This window comes from Pedobacter steynii (assembly GCF_001721645.1).
Lineage (GTDB): Bacteria > Bacteroidota > Bacteroidia > Sphingobacteriales > Sphingobacteriaceae > Pedobacter > Pedobacter steynii_A.
In genome coordinates this window covers 4,100,096-4,125,917 of sequence record NZ_CP017141.1, presented here as the reverse complement: position 1 = coordinate 4,125,917, position 25,822 = coordinate 4,100,096, and the positions used below count along the sequence as shown (strand labels likewise).

At 39.4% G+C, this 25,822-nt stretch carries 3 protein-coding genes; all 3 read right to left on the bottom strand.

The features are described 5' to 3' along the window. Nucleotides 1-72 precede the first annotated feature (72 nt). The 3 genes from BFS30_RS17165 to BFS30_RS17155 are packed head-to-tail and all read right to left on the bottom strand — an operon-like array spanning nt 73 to nt 25,218. Entirely contained in the window at nt 73-12,483 is a 12,411-nt protein-coding gene (locus tag BFS30_RS17165; RefSeq protein WP_157262946.1) for a non-ribosomal peptide synthetase, read from the bottom strand. Between the two features lie 10 nt (nt 12,484-12,493). Beyond that, on the bottom strand, nt 12,494-18,820 hold the full coding sequence (locus BFS30_RS17160) for a non-ribosomal peptide synthetase (protein ID WP_069380415.1): 6,327 nt from the start codon (nt 18,818-18,820) through the stop codon (nt 12,494-12,496). 23 nt (nt 18,821-18,843) lie between these two features. Beyond that, entirely contained in the window at nt 18,844-25,218 is a 6,375-nt protein-coding gene (locus tag BFS30_RS17155) for a non-ribosomal peptide synthetase (protein WP_167353159.1), read from the bottom strand. Between the last annotated feature and the right edge of the window lie 604 nt (nt 25,219-25,822).

Here is a 25,822-nt window from a genome sequence, read left to right as displayed (position 1 = left end):
TCTAGGTTTACTAAAAAATAGTTATTCATTAAAAAGAAGGGATATTCTATACTGGTAAATTTTAAGGAAACATTAAATTTCAATATCTCCGATATTCAACTGATCGTTTTCCAGCACTATCTTCAGTATTGCCTGATAATAGTTCAGGAGAAGCCCAATCATTTCGTCATCGTATATTGCCTTGCTGTAAATGAACTCAATCAGGAATTGGTCATCTCTTTCCGTAACTTCTAATTTAAAATCGTACTGGGTTGTTTTTTCCCGCTCTATTTGAGCGGATTTAAATTTCAAGCCATCTAGTTCGAAATCAGCTTTACCTTCCATATAATTTGCAAAGGCAAAATGAATATTCACCAAAGGCCTTGGATTCGGATTACCGGAATTGATCATACTCACCATATCATCATACTGAAAATCCTGGTTTTCAAATGCTCCCAGGACAACTTCCCTTAGTCTGTTTAAAAACTCACGATATTGCTCTTCATCATCGAGATTTATTCGCAATGGTAGAATGTTTACGAAAGTTCCCACCACGTTCCTGAGATCACTATCCGTTCTCCCGATCGAATCGCTACCTATAATGAGATCGGTTTGATCAGACATTTTATATATCAAGATGTAATACACTGATAATAAAAACATAAAATCAGAAACCTTTGCTGACACTGTAAAGTTCTTTATCGCCGTATAAAGTTCATTGTCAACAGTTAATAGCTGTACTCTCGCCACCGTAAGTTCATCCGGAACATCATGATTATGCTCTGCCAGTTCAACCCAGGGAAGATCTCCTGAAAGCATATCCCTCCAGAATTCCCGTTGTTTTGATAATGTACTAGTGCTACTACGTTGCCATGCGGCGTAATCTACGTAACTATATTTCAATTTATCTAAAGGATTACCCTGAAAAATAGTTTTAAAGTCCTGCATTAGGATATTTAGTGAAATGCCATCAGCAACGATATGATGGACGTCAAAGAGTAAAGCCTGACCACTTCCTTTCAGATTTAAAAGACCAAAACGAACCAATGGTCCTTCTGATAAATCAAATGGCTTTATAAACTTTGCAAAACCTTCATGTATGTTAGCTGCATTTAAGAATTGTAAGCCAACGGATACAGCTTTATTTATTCGTTGCATAAGACCATCTACTGTCATATAGAAACTCGTTTTCAAGCCTTCATGTCTATCGGTGAGCAACTGTAGAACCTGCTCAATCTTTGCCGGATCAGGCTGTCCTTCCAGATAATAAGCGCCAGAAATATTATAGGCAAGGCTTTCTTTATGGCTTATGTATTTATAGAATATTCTCTCTTGTGCCGCTGATGCCAGGAAAGGTCCTTCTTTTACCAATACTGGAATACCGGTATCTTTGATAGTCAGACTTTCCCTAATCAGGGTAGCTAATTTCGAGATAGAACTGTACGTAAATATTTCCCTCAGCTCTATTTTCTTTGAAAATTCTTTCTGAATCCTAATCATCAGGTGAACTGCTTTAACAGAGTTCCCGCCCATTTCAAAGAAATTACGATCAGTGCTGATTAACTGTAAATCAATGCTTAATATTTCGCCCCATATCACTAGTAACTTTTCTTCGATCTGATCAATTGGGGAAATGTGTGCTCTCGAACCGGAAAGCATTAAAACCGGTTCGGGAAGTAATTTTCTATCGATTTTTCCATTTGCAGTCTGTGGCATCTCTTCTAATCGGATAAACAAAGAAGGTACCATATAGATTGGCAATGATCTTAACAATTGAGTTCTGATTTCTTCATCTTCAATCTCCCGGGATGTAACCAGATAAGCAACCAGTAATTTATTGCCATTGTGTTCCTTTGCCATCACCACAGCTTCTTTAAGCTGATCCAGCGCTAAAAGCTGATATTCTATTTCAGCGGCCTCCATTCGGTATCCGTCTATTTTTATTTGGTTATCTGCCCTGCCGCTAAGCTGTATATTTCCGCTTGAAAGCCATTTCCCTATGTCGCCGGTTTTATAAATTAATTCTTCCTTCTCTGCTGAAAACTGGTAATTAATAAACTTTTCCCTTGTTAGCTCCGGCTTCCCATAGTATCCCTGAGATAGTCCATCTCCACCAATATACAAATCACCGTTCACGCCGGGAGGCAGGAGATTCATGTCTTTATCTAGAATGTATAATCTGGTATTAGCAATTGGTTTACCGATGTTAACTCTATCCTGCAAATTAAGCAGAGCCGACGAGGACCAGATGGTCGTTTCTGTAGGACCATATAAATTCCAGATTGGCTGCTTGGCTATTAGTACTAGTTGGTCCTTTAACCTATCCGTAAGTGCTTCTCCGCCCGAAAGTATCTTTGTATTCCCTGTACACTTCAAACCCGCATCCAATAACATCTGCCATCTCGATGGCGTTGCCTGAACATAAGCAGGACGCAATTTTTCCAGGTCTGCAATTAATATTTGTGGATCTGATAAAGCTTGCACTGAAGCAATGACCAACTGTCCGCCAGTACATAAAGGCAGATAAAACTCAAGGCATGATATATCAAAACTAAAAGTTGTCAGGCTTAAGAACAAGTCATTACGAGAAGCCTCAAGCAGACTAGTCATTGAAAGGATAAAGTTATACAATGCCTGATGAGCGATCATTACCCCTTTTGGTTTTCCGGTAGTGCCTGATGTATACATAATATACACCAGCGCTTTCGAAGTGGGGAGTTCACACGCTAAAAATGCAGCTTCTTTTCTAATCTTATCCTCAATCTGATCGATGTTAATTACTCTAATTGTACTGTCTTCAAAAGCTGCTGCTGTGCTATTAGCCGTAATCACCAGAGGGGCGCTGATGTCTTCCAGAATATATTCAATCCGTTCTTTTGGATGGCTGGGATCTATAGGAATATAAGCACACCCGGCTTTCATCACGCCCAGTAATACAACGATCAATTCTGCAGATCTATCCATATATACCGGCACTAGGTTTCCTGAGGTCACCTCATGATTTCTGAGATAATTGGCCAACTGAGAACTGTGCTGATCAAGTTCTTCATAAGTCATGCTCCGTTGCTCATCACTCAATGCCACTGCTTCTGGATTTCGCCCTACCTGTTCCACAAATAAGTCCAGAATTGTTTGATCTGCCGGATAAACAGCGGCTGTAGCGTTAAACCCATACAACAATTGCTCCTGCTCCTGAACAGATAAAACTGAACCCATACCAATAGGAGAATCCGGACTGCTTAAGATCAGTTCCAGTACCCGATGGTAATAACTCATGAACTGCTCCACGGTACTTCCACTCACAAAATTACTCTGGTAACATAAGGAAAGCTTCAGTTCTCCGCCGGTCCGGTCTACATTCAGGTTAAATAAGGAGTTGTTCCGCGTTTCTCCTGAAACTCCTTCTCCCTGATCAGCAACTGGTCCATCTGACAAAACTGCCCCTCCACCCTCATTCAGTTCAGCACCCTGTAAAGCATCGTAAACATGAAAATCTACATAGTTGAACAGCACATCAGTGATCGGATTCTGATCTCCTGAAGCCTCATGCAGCCCGGATACAATCTTCGAAAAAGACAAACGCTCATACTCCTTCTGTCCATTCAGCTTTGTATTGATCCCCTGCACAAAAGAAAGCCAGCTCCCTTGCTCAGGTACAGAAGTCCGAAAAGGTACAGTATTCAAAAAGCAACCCAGAATCTGATCCCCATCCTCCAAAGCAGGACGGTTATTGGTCACCAATCCAACCGTCAGGTCATTCTCGTAACTCAACATATAAAGGGCGTAAACAAAAGCTGAAAAACAAAGGCTGCGAACACTCACTTCTGAAGATAAATTCCAGGAATTTAACCCCGAAAGTAAAGCCCCGTCCAAACTCGATTGGTGGGTCCGGTACTCAGATACTTCCTCTACTGAGGAAAAAACAAAACGTTTATAATCCTTCAGTGCTTCCTGCCAGTAAGTCTGTAATCTCCCGTCCATCGAGGCCAGATGCTGATCAATAACAAAGTCCAGATAGCTATGGCGCAGTCCGGCAGGACGGAATTCAGGATCGGCAGAAAGACTCATCAGCGTATTGTGAAGCTCTGTATTCAAAGAGGCCTCACTCCAGCCGTCAATAATCGCATGGTGACAAACCAGACATACACAACTCCGACCCTCTTCCAAACGGAAAACCAGCAATCGGAATAAGCCGGGCTCACCAAGACCGAAAGGCTCATCCTTATCCTGTTCCAGCGATTCCCGGATAAAAGCCTCCTGAGCTGAGCTAGACAGCTCACTCAAATCCTGGTAACGGATATCGGCAACACCCTCGGTAAAAACAACCTGTAACAGCTCTTCCTCTCCCTGGTAAAAACCTGTCCGAAGAATCGAATGTTTCTCGATCAGAAGGCCCATCGCCTGATCAAGCAACGAAAGGTAATGATCCGGATAACGGACCACATGAACCATCTGGTCATGATAAAGTCCCCGCTCTTTCATCGAATGATAAAGCATCCCCTTCTGAATGTCACTTGCCGGATAAACAGCACTTACATCATCCCCATTCACTGAAGGATGTGACTCCAGGAACGACGACCGTAAAATATCATAAGAGGCCAGTAAACCGGCAACTACTTCTTTTTCATCTGACAACGGAGAAACAGCCACTAACCGTGGGCTCAACTCTCCAATACACTGATAGGTAAACAGATCGGCAATGCTCATCTTCAAACCCAGATCCCGGTTGATCCGGCTAACCAGTTTCAGTGCAAGCATAGAATCTCCACCTAAACTGAAAAAGTTACTGGTCAAGCCGACCTCAGCAACCTGAAGTACAGAAGACCAAAGCTTACTTAGGGCAATATCAAGGTCACTTTCCGCAGCTACATAAGCAGATCCATCCTGAGGAACAGGTGCTGGTAGTGCATCACGGTCTACTTTCCCGTTTCCGGTCTGAGGAAGGAAAGGAACCTGAACAAAGTGTGAGGGAACCATATAATCTGGCAATACCCCCGAAAGATAACTCCGAATCACGGACAACTCCAGTTCTTCTGTACTAACCAGGTAAGCACACAACGAACTGTTATTTTCATGATCCTCTCGGACCAGCACCACCACATCTGAAATCTGGTCATGCTCCAGCAAACGGCTTTCGATCTCCCCAAGTTCAATCCGATAACCACGGATTTTAACCTGATGGTCAATCCGGCCGATATATTCCAGTTCTCCGTTTGCCTGCTGACGGCACAAATCCCCGGTCCGGTAAAGACGTTCTTCAGCACGGTAGGGATTGGGCACAAAACGAGATGCATTAAGCTCCGGACGGTTAAGATAACCACGGGAAACACCTGCTCCACCAACATACAGTTCTCCGGTAACGCCCTGAGGAACCAAACGCTGGTAAGGATCAAAAATATAGGCAGATAGTGTCGGAATAGGTGTACCAATATTGCTCACATTCCCACCGATCTCCTGTTCTGTAATTAATTTATAAGTCACATGCACTGTCGTCTCGGTAATCCCGAACATATTGATCAGCGCGATATCCGGATACCTGGCATACCAGCCAGATAGCTTTAAAGGTTTAAGAGCTTCACCACCAAAAATAACATACCTTAACTTCAATGCATCGGGTGATAACCCCGCATACGATTCTGCTTCGATCAGGTTATAAAATGCCGAAGGGGTCTGGTTCAATACCGTAACACCATGAGAAACCAGTAAGGAAAGATAGGAACCCGGGTCACGGGCTACCATTTTGGGGATCATCACCAGTTTTCCGCCATACAATAACGCCCCATACATTTCCCAGACACTAAAATCAAAATAAGGATTATGGAACATCGTCCAGACATCTTCTGCTCCGAAATCAAACAAAGGATCTGAATGGAAAAATAAACGCACAACATTCCGGTGTTCTACCAGTACACCTTTTGGATAACCAGTGGTACCGGAGGTATAGATCACATAACAAAGATCTTCGGCAAGATTCTCCGAAGGTAAAGCTTCAAGGCTGATCTCATCCTGTTCAAGAACCTGCTGAACAACCATCGTAGTTATATCATACGATACCAGGTAGTCAGTTGCAGTCACCAGAAGCAACACAGCCTGACTGTCTTCCAGCAGATAACTGATCCGGTCCTGTGGATAATCCAGGTCCATAGGAAGGTAAGCCCCACCAGCTTTCAGGATACCAAGCATCCCTATCACAGTCTCCTGTGTCCGTCCGGTTAATAAACCGACAATACTATTCCGTCCTACCCCAGCATTACGAAGAACACGGGCAAGCCGGTTACTCAAACCATCTAGTACCTGATAACTTAGCGAAACATCCTGATCTACCAGAGCTATGCGATCCGGATAAAGCTTTACCTGCTCCTCGAAATAGCTAACCACAGTACGATTTTCAGGATAAGATACCAAAGAATGATTTAATCCGAAGAGTAACCTTTCCTCCTCAACGGCAGTCATATAGTTCAAATCAGCAATCGTCTCATGATGAGGGTTTACGATAGCGTCAAGCAGTACAGTTAAGTGAGTGATCATCAACTGAACAGTTTCCAATGCCAGCAATTCCGAATGATAACTAAAATCTATTGTTAGATTCTCATCTGTTTTAACACATAACAACAAAGAATAATGAGTTTGTTCCTGGCTATGTACATTTTCAATTTTGAGATCGGTCTCCGCTTCAGTTATAGAACTCACAGGATAGTTTTCAAAAACAACTAAACTGTCAAAGAAATCCTCATCAAATCCGGTAATAACTCTGATATCCGCTAGAGGTGTATGACTATATTCTGTGGAAACAGCATGATCTTCTTGTATTTTCCTAAGCCAGCTGATGATATTTAAATCATTTTCTACCCCTATACAAACTGGTATGGTATTAATGTACAAACCAACACGATCTTCAACATGATGAATTGCAGCCATCCGGCCGGAAACAGTTGTTCCAAAAACTACCTGAGTTGTTCCCGTATATCTGGAAAGAAGATAAGCCCAGGCTCCCTGTATAATGGTGTTTAAAGTCAGGTGCTGCTGTTTAGCAAAATCATGAAGTCCTCTGGTCAGATGTTCTTCTGCGACAAATTGAGTGACCTGATTGCCCAACTGCTTATTTCTAGGAACCCTTTGATGAATAAAGGGAAGTAAAGTTGGCGACTTCAATTGAGCCAGATACTGCGACCAGTGTCGCTCTGAATCAGCTTTGCTTACTTTTCTCTGATAAGCGATCAGATCCTTAAAATAATCTACCTTGTCCACATCGGATAATGATCTGCCAGATCTCAATCGTTTATACAAAACAAGGAATTCTCTGATTAAAACGGACATAGACCATCCGTCTAATATGATATGATGATTGGTCCACACCATTTTTACACGGTGCTCAGCAAGTAAAATAAGGCTGATACGCATTAATGGCGGCTGTTCAAGATCAAAAACTCTCTGACTGTCATCTTTCAGAAAATTAGTTAGTGCCAGCTCAAGAGCTCCTCCTTTTAAACCACTGTAATCAACTATTGTTAATGGAAGTTCAACATCACCGAAAACACATTGTACAGGAGATTCAAATACCTCATAAAAGAAACCTGTTCTCAATATACTATGTGTAGCAATGAGTTGTTTCCAGGCATTTCTGAAATCGTCTATAACCAGTCCATTAATAAAATCGCAAGCAAACTGAACAATATAAGCGCCAGAATCTTTCTGATATAAACTATGGAAGAGCATACCATTTTGTAAAGGACTAAGCGTGTAGATATCTTCTAAATTCAACTTGTCCTTCATAAAGACATCAAGACTGGAATGGTTTGCGACACCAGTGAGTCCGTAATCTGATGGGGTTTTTATTGGCAGACTCAGAGAACAGCAGTGGTCTATAATTTCATTCAGATATTCATGATATCTATTAACCAGAAATTCAATGGTAGATTGACTATAAATCGCTACATCATAAGTCCATACCAGATTAAGATGCCCTTCAGCAATATTTATGCTGACCTCCATTGCATTAACGTTATGGTTGGCAGGACTATTATTTGACCCTGCATATTCTGAAGCAAGATTAACGAACTCATTTCCGTTCATTGCTGCATCAAAGTTTCCCAGATAGTTAAAAATTATCTGTCCGAAATCAACTTCAAGGCATTTCCTTTTTTCAGCATCCTCACTCAGGTAACGAAGTACTCCATATCCGATACCTTTATTCGGAACACTACGCATCTGTTCTTTTAGCCTGATTATTAAACCAGACAAAGATTCATCGTCCTCCATGCTCAACTTAACAGGGAATATTGTGGTAAACCATCCGACAGTCTTACTTAGATCAGCATGTTCAAATAATAGTTCCCGGCCATGGCCCTCCAGGGCAAGTACAAATTCTTTACGTTCAGCCCAGTCACAAATAACCTGTGTCAGCGCGCAAAGAAGTAAATCATTTATTTCAGTATGATAAGCTGAATTGGACTTTTGCAACAAACGATGTGTCTGTGATTTGGAAAGCTGTAATCTGATATCGCTACGTAAATGCGTATTCAGATTATGATCAGGCTGAACTGTTGATAAAGGAACAAATCCCGCTAAAGCATCCTTCCAATAACCAAACTCAGTATGGATCGCAGCAGATTTTGCATAATCATGGAGCAGATTCCCCCATTGGCGGTAAGAGGTGGTTTTTAATCCTGGATCGACTCTTTTCCCAGATACTATATCTCTTAAAAAGGTACATAAATCATCAATAAGGATGCGCCAGGAAACCCCGTCTATCACTAAATGATGCGTCACCAAAAATAAACGGTTAAATTCCTCCTGATCCGGCGTTTTGATAAATACCATACGGATAAGTATGCCCTCTTCTAGAGACAACTTCTGCTGATAAAATTCACAAACGGATAAAACGTCATCGCTAAAATTATTGCTGCCAGATAAATCCCTGATGTCCGGAACCAGCCTGTTATTACCATAGGACTGAATCGTTCCGGAATGTTCAGAATCCTCATACCTGAACCTCAGCGCATCGTGCTGATTAAGCAGATGATCAAAGCATTCCGTTAAAAAAGAGTGGTCAATATTCTTATTTAAATTTAACAGAATGGACTGATTAAAATGATCATTACACTTGAAGTCTGCTTCGAAAAACCACTTTTGGACAGGAAGCAGAAAAGCATGACCTTCCAGCACCCCTTGTTCATTTAATGTCGTATTGCTCTGTTGTAATTGTTCTGCTAATCTGGAAATTGTCTGATGGTCAAAAACATCTTTAACCCTAAATGTTAAGCCGAGTTCTTTAGCTCTGCTTACAAATTGAATAGCAATTATTGAATCCCCTCCAATTTCAAAAAAATTAGTGTGAATACCGACTTCTTTAATATTTAGCAGGACGCTCCATAATTGCGCCAGTTTTTCTTCTGTGGGATTTGTCGGCGCAGCATAACCTTTCGTCGAAAAAGAGGACATGTCCGGATCAGGAAGGGCTAACCGATCAACCTTATTACTGGATGTTAGGGGGAATTCTTCCAACCTCACATACAATGAAGGTAACATATATTGAGGCAATATTGATTTCAAGTGACTATATAAAGCACTTTCATTCAGTTCATTTTCGGCAATTACATAAGCTACAATTTTTTTATTCTCCTGTTCATCAGCGTAAATCTTAACAACGGCTTGTTTGATCGGTTCATATCGCTCTAGGGCAGCCTCTATCTCACCAAGTTCGATTCTATATCCCCTTATTTTCACCTGATGATCAATCCGCCCGGCATATTCAATATTACCATCTGGAAGCCACCGCGCGAGATCACCTGTACGGTATAAAACAGGACAATTTCCCCCTTCATTGTCAAATGGATTTGGAATAAATTTTTCAGCAGTTAAGTCCGGCCGGTTAAGATAACCCCGTGCTACCTGTATCCCACCTGCACACAATTCTCCGATAACTCCCACAGGAGCAAGCTGATTATTTTCATCCAGTATATAAATTTTCACATTTTCAAGAGGTTTCCCAATTGTACTTTTATAACCCTCGATTATAGGATCAGAGGACATCGTAACATAAACAGAACTCTCTGTAGGCCCATATCCATTAATTACGTTGACCCCTCTTTGCTGTAACAGCTCCGTTAATTTAATATTGATAATTTCACCAGCAGAAATGACTGTCTTTAAAGAGGAAAGATGATCAACTAACAATACTTGATAAGAAGGAGGAATAGTTGCGACAGTGATTTCATGACTACGAATAAAATCTTTCATATCGTCCATCGACAACTGCATACTTCGGGTTGGAATACAAAGCTTCGCACCCGCGGCTAAAGTTGAAAATAGCTCAGCACAAAAAATATCAAAAGTTGCCGCTGCAAACTGTAAAACATGATCGTCGTCAGTCAGCTTTAAAAATGAAATCTGTCCAACTGCCAGATTGTAAATACCCCCATGCTCGATCATTACTCCCTTAGGCTTCCCCGTGGTTCCTGAAGTATAAATAATATAGGCTAAATCTGACTGACTAACACCGGCACCAGGCCTCTTGTCTGAATAATCATTTTTACGAATAATAAAATCTTTGATTACTGATTCATCGATTATAATATCACACTTACTATCTGATAATATATAATCAACTCTTTCTTCAGGAAAGTCAGGATCGATCGGCACATAAGCTGCCCCTCCTTTTAGAATAGCCATTATTACGGTGATTAACCATTCACTCCTTGGCAATTTCACTGCAATTAGCCCTTCCTTTTTAAAACGGTTGTCAGCAAGCAGATAATGGGCAAATTGACTGGATAATACATCTAGATCGATATAGCTCAAAATCGTTTGCTCGTAAACCAAAGCAATAGCTTGAGGGTTCGCATTTACCTGTTGTTGAAAAAGATCAACAACGGTTTCAGTGCTGCTATAATTGACCGCTGTATCATTAAATTCCGTAAGTAACTGAACTTTTTCGGAAACGGATAACATCTCCAATTGCCCAATTGGTATATCGGTCCTTTCACTGACAGCGGATAGGAGTCTTAGATAATGTGCTCCCATCCCCGCAATAGTAGAGGGCAGAAACAAATCAGTACAGTATTCTAAAACTACTTCCAGATTGTTCGGTAACTCATTCACAGATAGAGTCAGATCGAATCTGGAAACTGGATAGGCATAGGGCACCATGGAGCAATTCAGATCCCCCATTTGGAGATCCTTCATATCTTCCTGCTGCTGAAAAACAAACATCACCTGAAACAAAGGGCTACGGCTTTTATCACGTTGTTTCTGGATTTTTCTAACTACTTTCGCAAATGGTACATCCTGGTTTCTATAAGCCTGAAGCGTTAAGGATTTAACCTCATTTAATAGTTCTTCAAAAACCATTTCGCCATTTAACCTGGTTCTCAGAACAATAGTATTTACAAAAAAGCCAATCAGCGTATTCAACTCTCGTTGCTCCCTGTTTGCAACAGGAGTTCCAACAGCAATATCAGTCTGATGTGTATGACGGTAAAGCAGAACATTAAAAACGCTCAGCAGCAACATATTCATCGTTACCCCTTGCTCTTTTGCCAATACACGAAGTTTATCTGTTAAAACTTTGTCAGTCTTCAAAAATAATTTGGCACCCTTCGTGCTTTGTTCAGCCGGACGTGGAAAATCCTCAGGGAGCTTAAGTGTGCTTAAACTTTTAAGTTGCGTTTCCCAATAGGTAAGTTTAGCCCCAATCTTTTCCGTAGTAAGTGTTTGCCTTTGCCAGGCGGCATAATCGGCATACTGTACCTTCAGTTCCGGTAATAAGGGTAATCTTCCTCCTGTCTTTGCGGTATATATTTCTGTCAATTCCTGGATTAACAATGGAATAGACCAACCATCGCAGGCGATGTGATGAATAACTATGGTTAGGAAATATTCTTCTGGTTTAACTTGGCACAAAGCAGCCCTGAGCATATGCTCGCTACTTAAATCAAAAGGCGCTTGAATGAAAGTTTCAAGATAATCCTTCGGCAGATTCGCTGTCTGATCATGATCGAGATAAAGTTTCCAGCAATCTTCAGGAAGTAACTCCTGATGCGGAATGCCGTCCTTCTCAATAAATATAGTCCTTAGGCTTTCATGACGATTCACAATCAGGTTAAGGGCATAGGCTATTGTCTCGATAACCGGCTCTCCACTAAGTCTGAAAACCAGAGGAATATGATAATGTGAGCTACTTTCAAAATGATCAATAAACCAGAGGTCTTCCTGAGCAAAAGAAAGGGGAAACTGATAACCCTCTGCCCTGTTTATCAACTCAATCTTTTCAGCAGAAGTATCATTTTGAAAACTATTGGACTCAGCAGATAAAAATGCCTTGATTTCTTCTTTATGACTTCTGATAAGCCCCAGAAATGCCTGATCAATTATGGTATCTTTAGCAGTAGAAATCATCAGTTTATCTTCTTTTAAAAAGATAGAAATCCCTAGCTTACCAGCTTTACCGAGCAGTGAAATAATATTTTCGGTCTTGTCGGAACTAATATTTAATTCTTTTATCATTTTCAGATTTTTAAAGCTCAATAGTATTTACATTTTCCTGTACACTCAATTCTTTTGCTGACTGTAATACTTCCAGATACGCACTCAATTTTTCTATAGTTCTCAGCTGAAAGAATAAGGTTATGGAAATGTTCACAGAAAACTCATTGCTGATTTCCGATAATACACGGATAGCTAGAAGGGAATGCCCACCAAGAGCAAAGAAATCATTCAGAACACCTACTCTATCAGTTTTCAGTAAATCCTGCCATATTTTTGTCAGCTTTAATTCCACTTCATTCCTTGGCGCTACATAGGTTTCGGCTATCAATGGCAGAGTAGTTACATTCAACTGATTCCGGTCGATTTTACCGTTTATAGTTAAAGGGAATTCATCTACCTTGACCATTACCGCAGGCACCATGTATTGTGGAAGGATACTTTTCAGCTGATTACTTAATGAATCAATATCCACCCCGTTTTCAAGTTTTACGAAAGCTACCAGATACTTATCTTCCCCACGTTCTTTAATCAATACAACAGCATGCTTCACTCCTGAAAGCTGACCTAAAGTAGCCTCGATTTCGGCAGGCTCTATTCTATACCCTCTAATCTTCACCTGATCGTCAATCCGTCCTAGAAATTCAATATTTCCATCAGGTAACCAGCGTACAAGATCTCCGGTCCGATATAAAACAGGACACCCTTCTAAAAAAGGACTGATTTGATTTGGAATGAACTTTTGTGCAGTCAATTCTACCCGGTTCAAATATCTTAATGCGACCTGAACACCGCCAATAAGTAATTCTCCTGTAACTCCCCTTGGCTGTAACCGCCCATTCTGATCGACAATATATAAGTAAGTATTCGCAACAGGTTTACCTATCGGAATACGATTAACGAAATTTGCTGTGCGATCCAGTTTGATGGCAGTAACATCTATAGCTGCTTCAGTAGGCCCGTAAAAATTGTAAAGGTCAATATCATTAAATAGTTCCTGGAAAGCAGATACGGTATTGAGTTTGAGCTCTTCTCCACTGCAGATAACTGATCTGAGGCTGCTACATTTTCCGGCGTCCGCTCTTAATAGAAATACGGCTAGCATAGAAGGTACAAAATGAATGGTAGTTACCTGGTGTCTTTGAATAAGTTCCTGTAGGTAATCTGCATCTTTATGTCCCTCTGGCCTCGCCAGAACCATAACCCCACCACAGATAAGAGAAGACAACAGCTCCCATACGGATACATCAAAACAAAATGTCGTCTTTTGCAAAACCACATCTCTCTGATTCAGATCTAAATAATCCTGCATCCACAACAACCTGTTTAGTAATCCTGAATGTTGGTTTTGTACTCCTTTAGGTCTTCCGGTGGTCCCCGATGTATAAATTGTATAGGCCAGGTCTTCAGGCAATACAGTCGCAACGATCTCTTCTTCTGAGCAGCTAGCGAACAGTTTAGGGTCATCAATTGTAAAACACTTAACGTTTGACTCCAGTTTCAATTTTTCGGCCACAGCAGTACTACTCAGCAAAATTTCAGCCCCGGTGTCTTCGAGAATAAAATTGATTCTGTTTTCAGGAAATTCTGGGTCTATTGGAACATAGGCTGCCCCAATCTTCAAAATGCCTAAAATCCCGATAACCATTTCAAAAGAACGTTCCAGACAAATGGGAACAAGTATATTAGTTAGAACTCCTTTTTCAATCAGGAGTCTTGCAAGCTGATTGGATCTCCTGTCCAGTTCCTGATAACTGAGTGACTCTTTTTCAAAAATCAAAGCCGTAGCATCAGGAGTTCTTTTCACCTGCTTCCGGAACAAGTCAATGACTGTATTTTCACTCCTGTAATTTGTCCGAACACCCTTGCCTATACCAAGCAATTCCCTATGCTCCTCTTCGTGTAAAATATTCAGGTCTTTTATCTTACTATCGGGTTCGGCAACTACCGCTTTCATTAACTGAACATAATGAACTAACATTCGTTTTATGGTATCCTCGTTAAAAAGGTCACTGAAATAGTTAATCAGGACCTCTGTACCATCGGCACCTTGAATAACCTCAAAAGTAAGTTCAAATTTTGCACGGTCACGTTCCAGCCACTCAGGGGTTCCATTCCATCCTTCAAATTCCAGCTGTTTTAAAGGTTCATTTTCAAGAATAAACATGACCTGGAACAATGGACTATGACTAAAATCCCGCTCTTTAACCAACCTGTCAATTACTTTCTCAAAAGGCACCTGCTGATATTCGTAGGCTTCTAACATCGTTTTTTTGACCTGCCCGATAAGCTCAACAAATGACATATCTCCGTTAAGTTCTGATCGCAAAGCGATTGTATTTGCAAAAAAGCCAATCATATGTTCTGTCTCAGACTGCTGACGGTTAGCTACGGGAGTACCGATGCAAATATCATTTTGAGCAGTGTAACGAAACAGTAATACCTTCAACACAGTTAAAAAAGTCATGAATAAAGAACACCCCTGAGCATGGGCAAGATCAGTCAGCTCCTGGCTTAGAGATTTATCTACTAAAACACGATGTGTCCTGCCCCTGTAAGAGATTTGACCCGGTCTGGCAAAATCTGCGGCCAGATTCAATGGCTGTACGCCGCCCAATTTACTTTCCCAGTAACGAAGACCTTCTTCCAATAAATCTCCTTGCAAATCAGACTGCTGCCATGAACTGTAATCTGAATAGGTAATTGGAAGTCCTGGGAGCTGGTCTGGAACATTTAATTTAAGGGTCCCATATAGAGACGCAAGTTCCTTTAAAAAGATTGGAGTTGACCATCCGTCAAAAGCAATATGATGAATAACTAGAATCAATTTCTGAAATCCAGCAACGTTCCTCAACAATCTTGCTCTGATCATATGGTCCTTCGAAAGATCAAAAGATGCTTTGGAATATGTTTCTATCAACTGACCCGTTTCCTGAGTCATAAATCCTTCAATATCTTTTATGATAAAATCATTCCATGAATCAATTGGAAGCACAACCTGAAATGGGATACCTCCAGAAGATCTGATTACTGTTCGTAAGGGCTCATGACGGTTGATTAAGGCCTGCAATGCGGTCAGCAACACATCTGGATCCAATTCTCCCTCCAACTTTAAAACTAAAGGCAAATGATAATGTACAGAGCCGTCCATTTGATCTAAAAACCACAGCCTTTCTTGTCCAAATGACAAGGGTAATCGAACAGGCTTATCTCTCTTTTTTAAGATTTGAGCATCTTTATTCTTCTCCAGATTACCGATATAAACGGCAAGGGATCCAATAGTTTTATATTCAAAGAAAGCGTTAATGGAGACAGAAACTGCCAGTACATTCTTCAATTTACTAATCAGACGTATAGCAGTAAGGGAATGACCTCCAAGCACAAAAAAGTCATCGTTTAACCCAACTTTCTCGATGTCTAATACTTCCTCCCAAATACTGACCAACGTCTGCTCCAGTTCCGTAGTGGGCGGCACATAACTTTGCAATTTTATAGGTATTCTAGGATCAGGAAGTAATTTTAAAGCTGGTTTTCCATTAATCGTAAGCGGAATTCTTTCGACAAAAATATAATTGAAAGGCACCATATAACCAGGCAACCTTTGCGATAAGAAATATCTTAATTTCTCCTGATCAATTTCACGTTCTGAAGTATAATAGCAACATAAATTCTTTCCGTCCGGATAATCATATACTACTACAACGGCATTCTTTATCGAAGGGTAGGCCCCTACATGGTGCTCAATATCTCCAAGTTCAATACGATATCCTCTGATTTTAACCTGACTATCAATCCTGCCTATATATTCGAGGTCTCCTGACGGCATCCTTATAGCTAAATCACCTGTCTTATACAGTCGCTCCCCTTCAACAAAGGGGTTCATTACAAATTTTTCATTTGTTAAATCTTCACGATGAAGATAACCTCTTGCCAGACCTGCTCCAGCAACAAATAGTGCTCCGGCAACTCCCTTTGGCACCGGATTCATCTGTTGGTCAAACAAATAAATCTTTGTATTGTCAATTGGTCTTCCGATTGGAACAACTTCAGACAAGACAGCAGGATGAAACTGATAAATCATACAACCAACAGTTGCTTCTGTTGGCCCATACTCATTGAAAATATCAGCATTACCTTTAAACCGCATATAAATATCCATGGCCAGTCGGCTTTCCAGCTGCTCCCCACCTACGATAATAACTTTTGGGTTAATGTCGTCCAAATCGAATTCCCCATCCTTTATCAATTTCAGATGGGATGGAGTAAATTTGATGATGTCACACTCTTGATTATTGATTACTTTTTTTATCAGAACATCTATACTTTCATCCTTATATACCAGGATTTTCCCTCCCGTTATCAATGGGATAAAAATAGAAGTGATGGTTAAATCAAAGGAAATAGAGGTATATAAGGGGCAATTACTCCTTCCTTTACGGACATATTTTTTTGCTGCCCAAGAGACATAATTCAATAGCGAACCATGTTCTATCATTACTCCCTTAGGGTTACCTGTAGAACCGGAAGTATAAATCACATAAGCCAGATCATTACAACCAACCTGATGTTTCAGTGGCACGGACTGGTATTTATGTTCGTCAAATTCCAGATCAGCAATAAATATAGGGCCGTCATAAAAATCATTTTCAAAAACATAATATGCTTCTGAGACCAATAATTTACTGCCGGAACCGGCAAGTATAGCGGCCTTCCTGTCTGCAGGATACTCTGGATCAATAGGTATAAAAGCTGCACCCGATTTTAAGATTCCAAGAATAGCAATAACAAGCCAGTCATTTCTTTCCAAAATAACACCAACCATATCATTTGTTCCTATACCATGATCCTCATTGAGGTGATTTGCAAAAACGTCTGACAGAGTATTAAGCTCTTTATAGGTCAACACCCTACTATCGGCACAAACCGCTATGGCATCCGGATTCGAAACGACCTGGTCGCTAAACAACTCTAAAACAGTATTCTTCTGATTTTCAGTTACTTTTGTATCATTATAATCGTAAAGCAGGTTTTGCGTCTCCTCCTCTGTCAGATAGTTAAAGGTTAATGCATTCTCATCTGGCCTATTTATAATGGCTTCAATAACCTGACTAAAATGAAACGCAAATCTTTCTACGAATTCTTCACTAACTAAGCGGGTTTGATAAATCACTTCTATTTCCAGCTTCTCTCTAAAGAACACATGAACCACAACTGGTATCCCGGTATCACCATAGGCAGACCTGAGATTAATATCAAACGCAGAGTTATAATTTATAGCTTCAATATCTAGCGGATAATTTTCAATAACAAGAATAGAATCAAACAAGGTATCTGCAGGATTCAGAGAAAGTAGGCCTTTGATATCACTATAGGAAGTGCTGCTATATTCTGCCCTATCCAACAATTCATTATTTACCTTTTTGAGTATATCTGATAAAGATTCTTCCTTTGCAGCACATACTCTTAGCGGAATAGTATTGATAAAATTCCCCATTACATCTCCGCTCCCTTTAACCGATGAGCTTCTATTAGAAACAGGTGTGCCAAAAACGATATCCGTAGTATCTCTGTATCGTTGCAACAATAATCCGTAAGCAGTATAAATTACAGCTGCTTTTGTAATTCGGGAGGAAGTAGAAAACTCATTCAGTGCATCAATAGGATACTCAGAGTGATATGTTTTTAATTTTTCAGTGAATTCTCCAGATAAAGGTTTAAGGCCAAATACCGGAGTAACTTCATATAAACTTAGATAATCGATCCAGAAGGATTCGGATGAACTTTTGTCATACTTTCCTTTTAGCTCCTGAAAAACTTGTTTATAAGATACTTTATCTACCGTCTCAGCTTCAAAATTATTATAAGTGCTAAATAGTTCTTTAAGTAAGATTCCGGTACTCCATCCGTCGTACAGAATATGATGATGGGTGATATTAAGTATAAATTCTGTCGCTGAAATTTTAATCAGACTAACCCTGAAGGGAGTGTTTCTCAAATCAAATTTCTCCTGTCTATCTTTAGCTATAGCATCAGCAGACCATTGCCTGATCAAAGTACCTTCATAAGAGGAAATATCCTGATAACTAAAATTTAAATCAGATTCTTTAAGAATAATCTGTAGAGGTACTTTCGATTTCTCCCATTCAAAGACTGATCTGAGCACATCATGGTTCCTCTGCACTTGCTTAAATGCACTTTTTAACCTGTCTGCATCTAATTGTCCCAGAATATTAAAAGACAATTGAATATTGTACAAATTCTGCCCGGTATCATGAAGGAAATGAAATAGCATTCCTTTCTGGATATCACTCAGTTCCAAAATATCCTGGACATTTGTTTTTTTAATTTTTCCTTCCATTATAAGCTCAGTTAGGGATTATTTTAATCAAAAAGGGAATCAAGTTCGTTTTGATCAATTTCAACAGAATCAAAATCAGATGGGCTAAAATGTATATCGTCTTCATTTCTTACATGATCCAGAATCATATTCAGGTGCTGAATAAAAGAATTTAGTAACGTCGTCATGGTAGACATCTTATGAGCTTCTTTATTAAAGGCAATTTCTAATTGAAGCTGACCTCCGATAACCATCATGTTTAAATCAAGTTTAGCTGTCAGCTGATTTTCAGCTGCAACATCTTCAGTATCATAAATTCCCGTATAAGAAAAAAGATCATTATTGAACTCTGAATCAAAATGTCCCAGGTAATTAAATCTTACTTCTGCAATTGAATTATTTTGACCGTGATCGGTAGTGTACTTTAACACTCCATATCCAACCCCATCATCGGGCACAGCCTTTACCTGTTCTTTAATATTTTTAATCTGACTTCCGATTCCTAAATCACCTACTCGTAACAACAAAGGATAAATCGCCGTAAACCAGCCTATTGTCCTGGAGACATCAGCAAATTCAAGATTCCTCCCATGATTTTCCATCTCTATCACAGGCCGCTCAGAACCGGTCCAGTCTTTTAATGCAAGTGCTAGAGCGGTCAACAAAAGTATCTGAGCATCTGTCCGATAAGGTTTATTCGCCTTTCCAGTTAGAAAATCGGTTTTATCCTGGGACAGGAGACCGTAAACTTTACCTTTATTACCCACCGTCCAGTTAACGGTTTCAAAATCCAGAGGTATAGAAAAATTCTGGGATTCTTGTTTTTTCCAGTACTCTTCCTGCCATTGGTATTTTTTGATCCTTCTAATCTTATCCCAATCTATAAAAACAGCTGTTTTCGCAGGCAATGCTATGCTTTGTTGAGCACTCAGTTGCATGTAAGCAGTAAACAGATCTTCCAGAAGAATTCGCCAGGATACGCCATCAGTGATTAAGTGATGCGCAGTAATAAATAAAAAATCAGAAGCCTGATCGTTGCTAAAAACTGCAGCTTTTAAGAGTAAAGAGCTTTCCAGATTGAAGCTACATTTTAAATCTGGCAATAATTCAGGTCCTGTCAACTGTGTCACAGAAAAAGAATGACTCAGGTGTTTTTCATTAATAAAGAGCAGCTTTCTTTTTGTATTGTAATTTAACCTCAGGGCATCATGATGAGCAATCAGTTTCTGAAATGCCTGTTCCAACAGTCCGATATTCACTTCCAGCTTGAATTTCAATACAACTGATTGATTAAAAAACTCAGCTTTCTTAAATTGATGACTAAAGAACCAGGCAGCTATCGGAGAGAACCCTTCTGCCATATCAATGTTATTTTTATGATTCTGACGGACAGCCACCTCAACCTGTTCACTGTGCCTGCTTATTTCTTCAATAGTCTGATAGGTGAGGATTTTTTTAACCTCTACCTTGATTCCCTTTTCCAATAAACGGGAAGCGATCTGAACAGCTTTGATAGAATCACCTCCTGCTTCAAAGAAATTATCTCTTATCGAAAGATCGTTCTGACGAAGTACTTTCTCCCAGACTTCCAATGTGGATCTTTCTATTGGGGTTTTTGCTTCATGTTTCACCCTCAGTACCTGCTCCTGATTCCCAACATATTGCAATGCCAGGTAATCAACCTTACCATTTTTTGTTAAAGGAATGGTTTCAAGGGATATAAAGCGTGCAGGCAACATATAATGCGGTAGCCTTGCCGACAGAAAATTTCTGAGTACAGAAGCCTCTACAGGCAGGTCAATGTTCCTATAAACAAAAAAAGCACTTAAAATTTTTCCCGCATCGTTGTTAATTAGCGCAACCACGACATCACTGATATCTTCATGAGCTGATAAATGAAATTCTATCTCCGCAGGTTCTATTCTGTATCCGTTAATTTTAAACTGTGAATCTGTCCTACTTATGTATTCCAGATATCTTCCATTAATACTTTTGACAAGATCGCCGGTTTTATACATTAAAACATTGCTGACAAAGGGACTGGGAATAAATTTTTCGTTGGTTAACTGCTCATTGAATAAATATCCCTGGGCCAGGCCCTTACCGGAAATATAAAGTTCGCCAATCACCCCTTCTGGTACAGGCATTAAATATGGATCAAGAACATATAATTGGGTATTGGGAATAGGGACTCCTATAGGTACAGATAAATACTGTTCTTTCGGATTATAACGATGAATCATGCATCCAACAGTTGCTTCTGTAGGCCCATATTCATTAAACAATTCAACATTTCCTTTAAATTTATGAAATATGTCACTTGCCAGCTGACTATCGAAGGCCTCCCCTCCCACAATGATTTTTTTGAGCTTAGCATTCATTAAGGATTCCTGAAAAGGAAGCTCTCTTAAAATACGAAGATGTGAGGGTGTCAATTTCACTACACCAGCCATATTATCATTAATGATTTTTTCAATTAGCCCTGCTGCTTCTCCTTCCTGATAAATAATCATCTGATTACCGGTAACTAAAGGGACGAAAATTGAAGTTAAAGTGAGATCAAAGGAGACAGAAGTAAATAAAGCGAAATCCAGTTTTTCTTCACCAACATAGGTCTCAGCTGCCCATGTGATATAATTGAATAAAGAATCATGAGCAATCATCACTCCCTTAGGATTTCCCGTTGTTCCAGAAGTATAAAGAATGTAGGCAAGATTTTCAGCAGCTGTCAGGTTCTCACTATAGATAGGTTTATTAACTACTAGTCCATGCAACTTGTCAATAAGAAAGCGTGCTTTACTATTGCTCAGCAGATATTTTATTCTTTCCTCAGGAAGCTCCGGATCTATTAATAAAAATACTCCGCCAGCTTTCATTACAGCTAATAGACTGATCACAAATTCCGATGATCTCGGTAACTGGATACCAATAATATCATTTGCTCTAAACCCCTGCTGCTTCAGTTCAGACACCAGCCTATTAATTCCATCATTTAATGCTGCATAGGTCACCTTACATTGATGATCTACTATAGCCACCTGGTCAGGTTTAGCGCTTATCTGTGCCTCGATTAAAGACCAGATATTCTCGCCTTCAGGAAGTCCTTCTCTATAAAAATAATCATTATTCCTGCTTTTCTGTTGCTCCTCTGTACTGATCATTTGTAAGGCAGTGACCTGCTTTAACGGATCCTGTAAAATTTCGGAAATAAGGTTTCGGAAATGACTGGCAATGCGCAAAATCGTTTCTTTTTTAAAGAGACTCTTCGAATATTCAAGAAAACAGGTAATCTCATTTTCAGCCAGGTCATGAATCTCCATTGAAATATCAAATTTTGAAATCTCAGGATCAAAGAAATAAGTATCTGTTAGCTCTACACCGCCACCAATCTTTTGTAGATTAATTTCCTGGAATAAAAACATGGTATCAAACAGTGGGTTTCTGCTCGCATTTTGAGTTGCTTGTATTTTATTTATTAGTCGATCAAATGAATAATTCCGATGATTTAATCCGGCATTGGTTGAATCTCTTACACTTATCAGGTAATCTCTAAAACTTTTCCCTGATAATAGCGGGCCTTTCAGTGCTAAATTATTAACAAACATTCCCTGTAAATTCCGCAGATCCGGATGATCTCTTCCGGAAACAGGTATACCTACAATTAGCTCCTGCTGCCCTGAATATTTAAAAAGGAGTATTCTATACATTGCCAGTAAAAGCACATGTAATGTCGATTCATTAGCTAAAGCTAGTTTTCTTAATGCCAAAACAACACTGCCATCCAGCTGAAATTTAATCTTGCCACCATGCGCGTCAAAAATCATGGGTCTAGGAAAATCAGTTGCCATTTGTAACACCGGGATTTCCCCACTCAAATGGTCGAGCCAATACTTTTCCGGTATAGCTCCCTGCTCATCATTTTTACTTTCAAATTCCCGGAGAGCATAGTCCTTATAACCAATGGGTAGCCTTTCCAGTTGATGATCCTGATAGAGATGGAATAACTCATCTAAAAATTTATATACAGATAATCCGTCAGAAATGATATGATGAAAATCAGTAAGCAATAAATATCCTGTACTTAATTTCAATAACTCTATTCTGAATAATGGACCTGATGTGAGATCGAAAGGTCTGACAAAGTCCTTCAATAATTCTTCGGTCTTTTCTTCTTTCTTCGATTCCCTGACTTTCAAAATAAAATCGATCTGTTCATTTATCTTAAATTCCGGCTCATCAATAAACAAGAAAGTCATACGAAGTGAATCATGCCTGGTTATTAATTGCCGGATGGCCGCTTCCATTCTTTTCACATCCGGTTTGTTCGCTAAACGGAAGGCAGATGGCAGGTTGTAAGCCAATGAATTTTTATCCATTGCCCAGGCAAAATAAAGTCTTCTTTGAGCTGGTGAAACAGGATAAGAGTGATATACCGGAGAAACTGGAATAGCCTGATACTCCTTCACTACTGAAGAAGCAATAACAACGGCAAGTGCTTTTATTGTTCTTTCTCTATAAATGATGTCAAATGGTAACTCAACATTAAACTCTTTATAAACTTGCATACCAATTTCAGCTGCTCTTAGAGAACTACCTCCTATTTCGAAGAAATCATGGGCAATACCAAAATCCACTCTATCAAGCAATGATCTCCATATCAGTAATAAACGATGCTCAATTTCTGTTTCCGCAGGAATGATTCTTTGGCCATCCTCGCCATCTAAAAGTAAATTTAATGCGGTTTCAGTTTCTTTGTACTCGCCCTGTTGGTAAAGCTCTACCAACCTGAATCTTTGTAACTTCCCACTTGTAGTTCTAGGTATGTCCTTTACAGGGATCAAGGCATCCAGTTCAATACCGGTCTTACTGTTGATATATGCTTTAACCTCCTTACAAAGTGGCACAAATTTATTCAGACTGCCGCGATGAAAAATAAATCCCACCACCTCATTTTTTTGCGCCTGGTAATTAAAAAAGCCAGCAATAGCGATCTTATTTAGTTCAACCCCTTCTACTGAATGGGCAACATCCTCTATATCATGAGGGTAATAATTCTGACCATTTATAAAAATCACATCTTTAGATCTTCCGGTTATATACAATGATCCATTCATCATAAACCCAAGATCGCCCGTATTAAACCAGCCATCTGGCATTACAACTTTGTTTGTCTCGTAAGTATTGTTGTAATAACCAGTGGTAACACTACCTCCCTTGATGTGGACTTCTCCTACTACCTGTTCTTTTACTGGCAGGCCATCATGATCAGTAATACTGAGCCCAAAACCAGAAATAGCTTTACCTACATTAACAATTGGGATAGCCCGGTGGTCACTACTTTTAATGATCGTAATCTTATCTCCGGTTTTCAACTTATCCCGATCCAGATAACAAGTAATCACTTCATCTTCAAGATCGGAAATCGAAACAGCCAATGTCGCCTCAGCTAAACCATAAACCGGACGTATCCTGTTTCTTCTCAAACCATAGACAGCAAGAAAATCCGAAAAATCTCGACAAAGTTTCTCAGATATGGGTTCTGCTCCATTATAAATAAGACGGACAGCTTGGAGATTCCAGTTATTTATCTCAAGTCCTGAACAATGTTTAAGGACATATTTATACCCAAAATTGGGAGAACATAAAATACTTACTTCGTATTTAGTTGCTTTGTCCAGCCAAAGTGAAGGTCTTCTGACGAACATATCAGTAGGAATCAAGTACTGATTGATTTGCATAAACAACGGATTGATATGAAACCCAATCATTCCCATATCATGAGTTAAAGGCATCCAGCTTAACATAGAGTCACTGGCTGAATAAGCTGAAGCCTTACTTATAGCTTCAATATTTTCCAGCAAATTTTGATGGGTAAGGATAACTCCTTTAGGATGACCAGTTGAACCCGAAGAGAACTGAAGAAATGCAATATCATCTTCCTTTGCCTCAAAAATACGACCTGAAGAAGAAGAAGACCAAATATCAGTTACCGCTATCCACTTACTCTTAATCTGAAGAAACAGCTCATCTGATCCGTCTGCAAGCGCAAAGGCATTTAGTTTTTGTAATACCTGATCACCCGAAATTATAAAAGGATGATTTAAAACAGACCATACCTGGAACAATTTTTTCTTATGATCATCTTTCTGTCCAATAGATAAAGGAACAGGAATTATTCCTCCCAGGATGCAAGCCCAAAAAACAATTATAAATGTCTTATTATCTTCCAACTGAAGAACCAGTTCATGACCGGGCTCTATACCTTTTTCCTGAAAAATAGCGAGGACCTTCAACGCTTCCTCATAAAGTTGATGATAGGATAAGAAATCTTCCTTTACACTATCTTCAATAAAAGTCACGCCAACCGATTTCAGTTCGGCGCAACGCTGCAACATTCGAATAAGAGTTCTTTCTGACATACAATGGGTAGGCATTATTTAATCCGTTTAGAAAATAGAGAAATCTATATCAGCGCCGGGAATGAGCGGGACATCACAACGTAAGCGGAATAAAGCAAGTATTACGGACAGTTATCAAAATCAGTTTTACTTAAAAAAACGAATCTGACTATAACATCAAAACATATAAATATAAAATGGAAATAGCTCGCTTACAGAAAAGGTTAGAGCTCTGCTAGAGATGGTCACAAAACCAACTTTGTTAAAGCTATTGAATGCTATAGCAGGCAGTGCCTGCTGGCATTTTCTTACATAAAACAATTATAATTTATTAATATGCAAAAAACAAATTTTTTAACATATTTGATATCATAAATAATAATTTTAATTTCAATAATTATTTATTTACCTCAAATAATCCAAATTATATTAATCTACTATTAAATTAAAAACAAATATCTATTAAATCACTTAGCCACAAACACCACAAAGAACTATATACTAAACAGGTAGCAACATTTACACAGGCACGTATTCAGAGAAAAATTACAATTAAATATTTAAATATTTTCCATCTATCTTAAAAACAACAAGCAATAGTTACTTTTTTATTATATATATTAGT

What these genes read in the sequence shown, in the direction of transcription:
- BFS30_RS17165 (WP_157262946.1), bottom strand. Translation starts at nt 12,483, where the DNA reads ATGATAAAAGAATTAAATATTAGTTCCGACAAGACCGAAAATATTATT.
- BFS30_RS17160 (WP_069380415.1), bottom strand. Translation starts at nt 18,820, where the DNA reads ATGGAAGGAAAAATTAAAAAAACAAATGTCCAGGATATTTTGGAACTG.
- BFS30_RS17155 (WP_167353159.1), bottom strand. Translation starts at nt 25,218, where the DNA reads ATGTCAGAAAGAACTCTTATTCGAATGTTGCAGCGTTGCGCCGAACTG.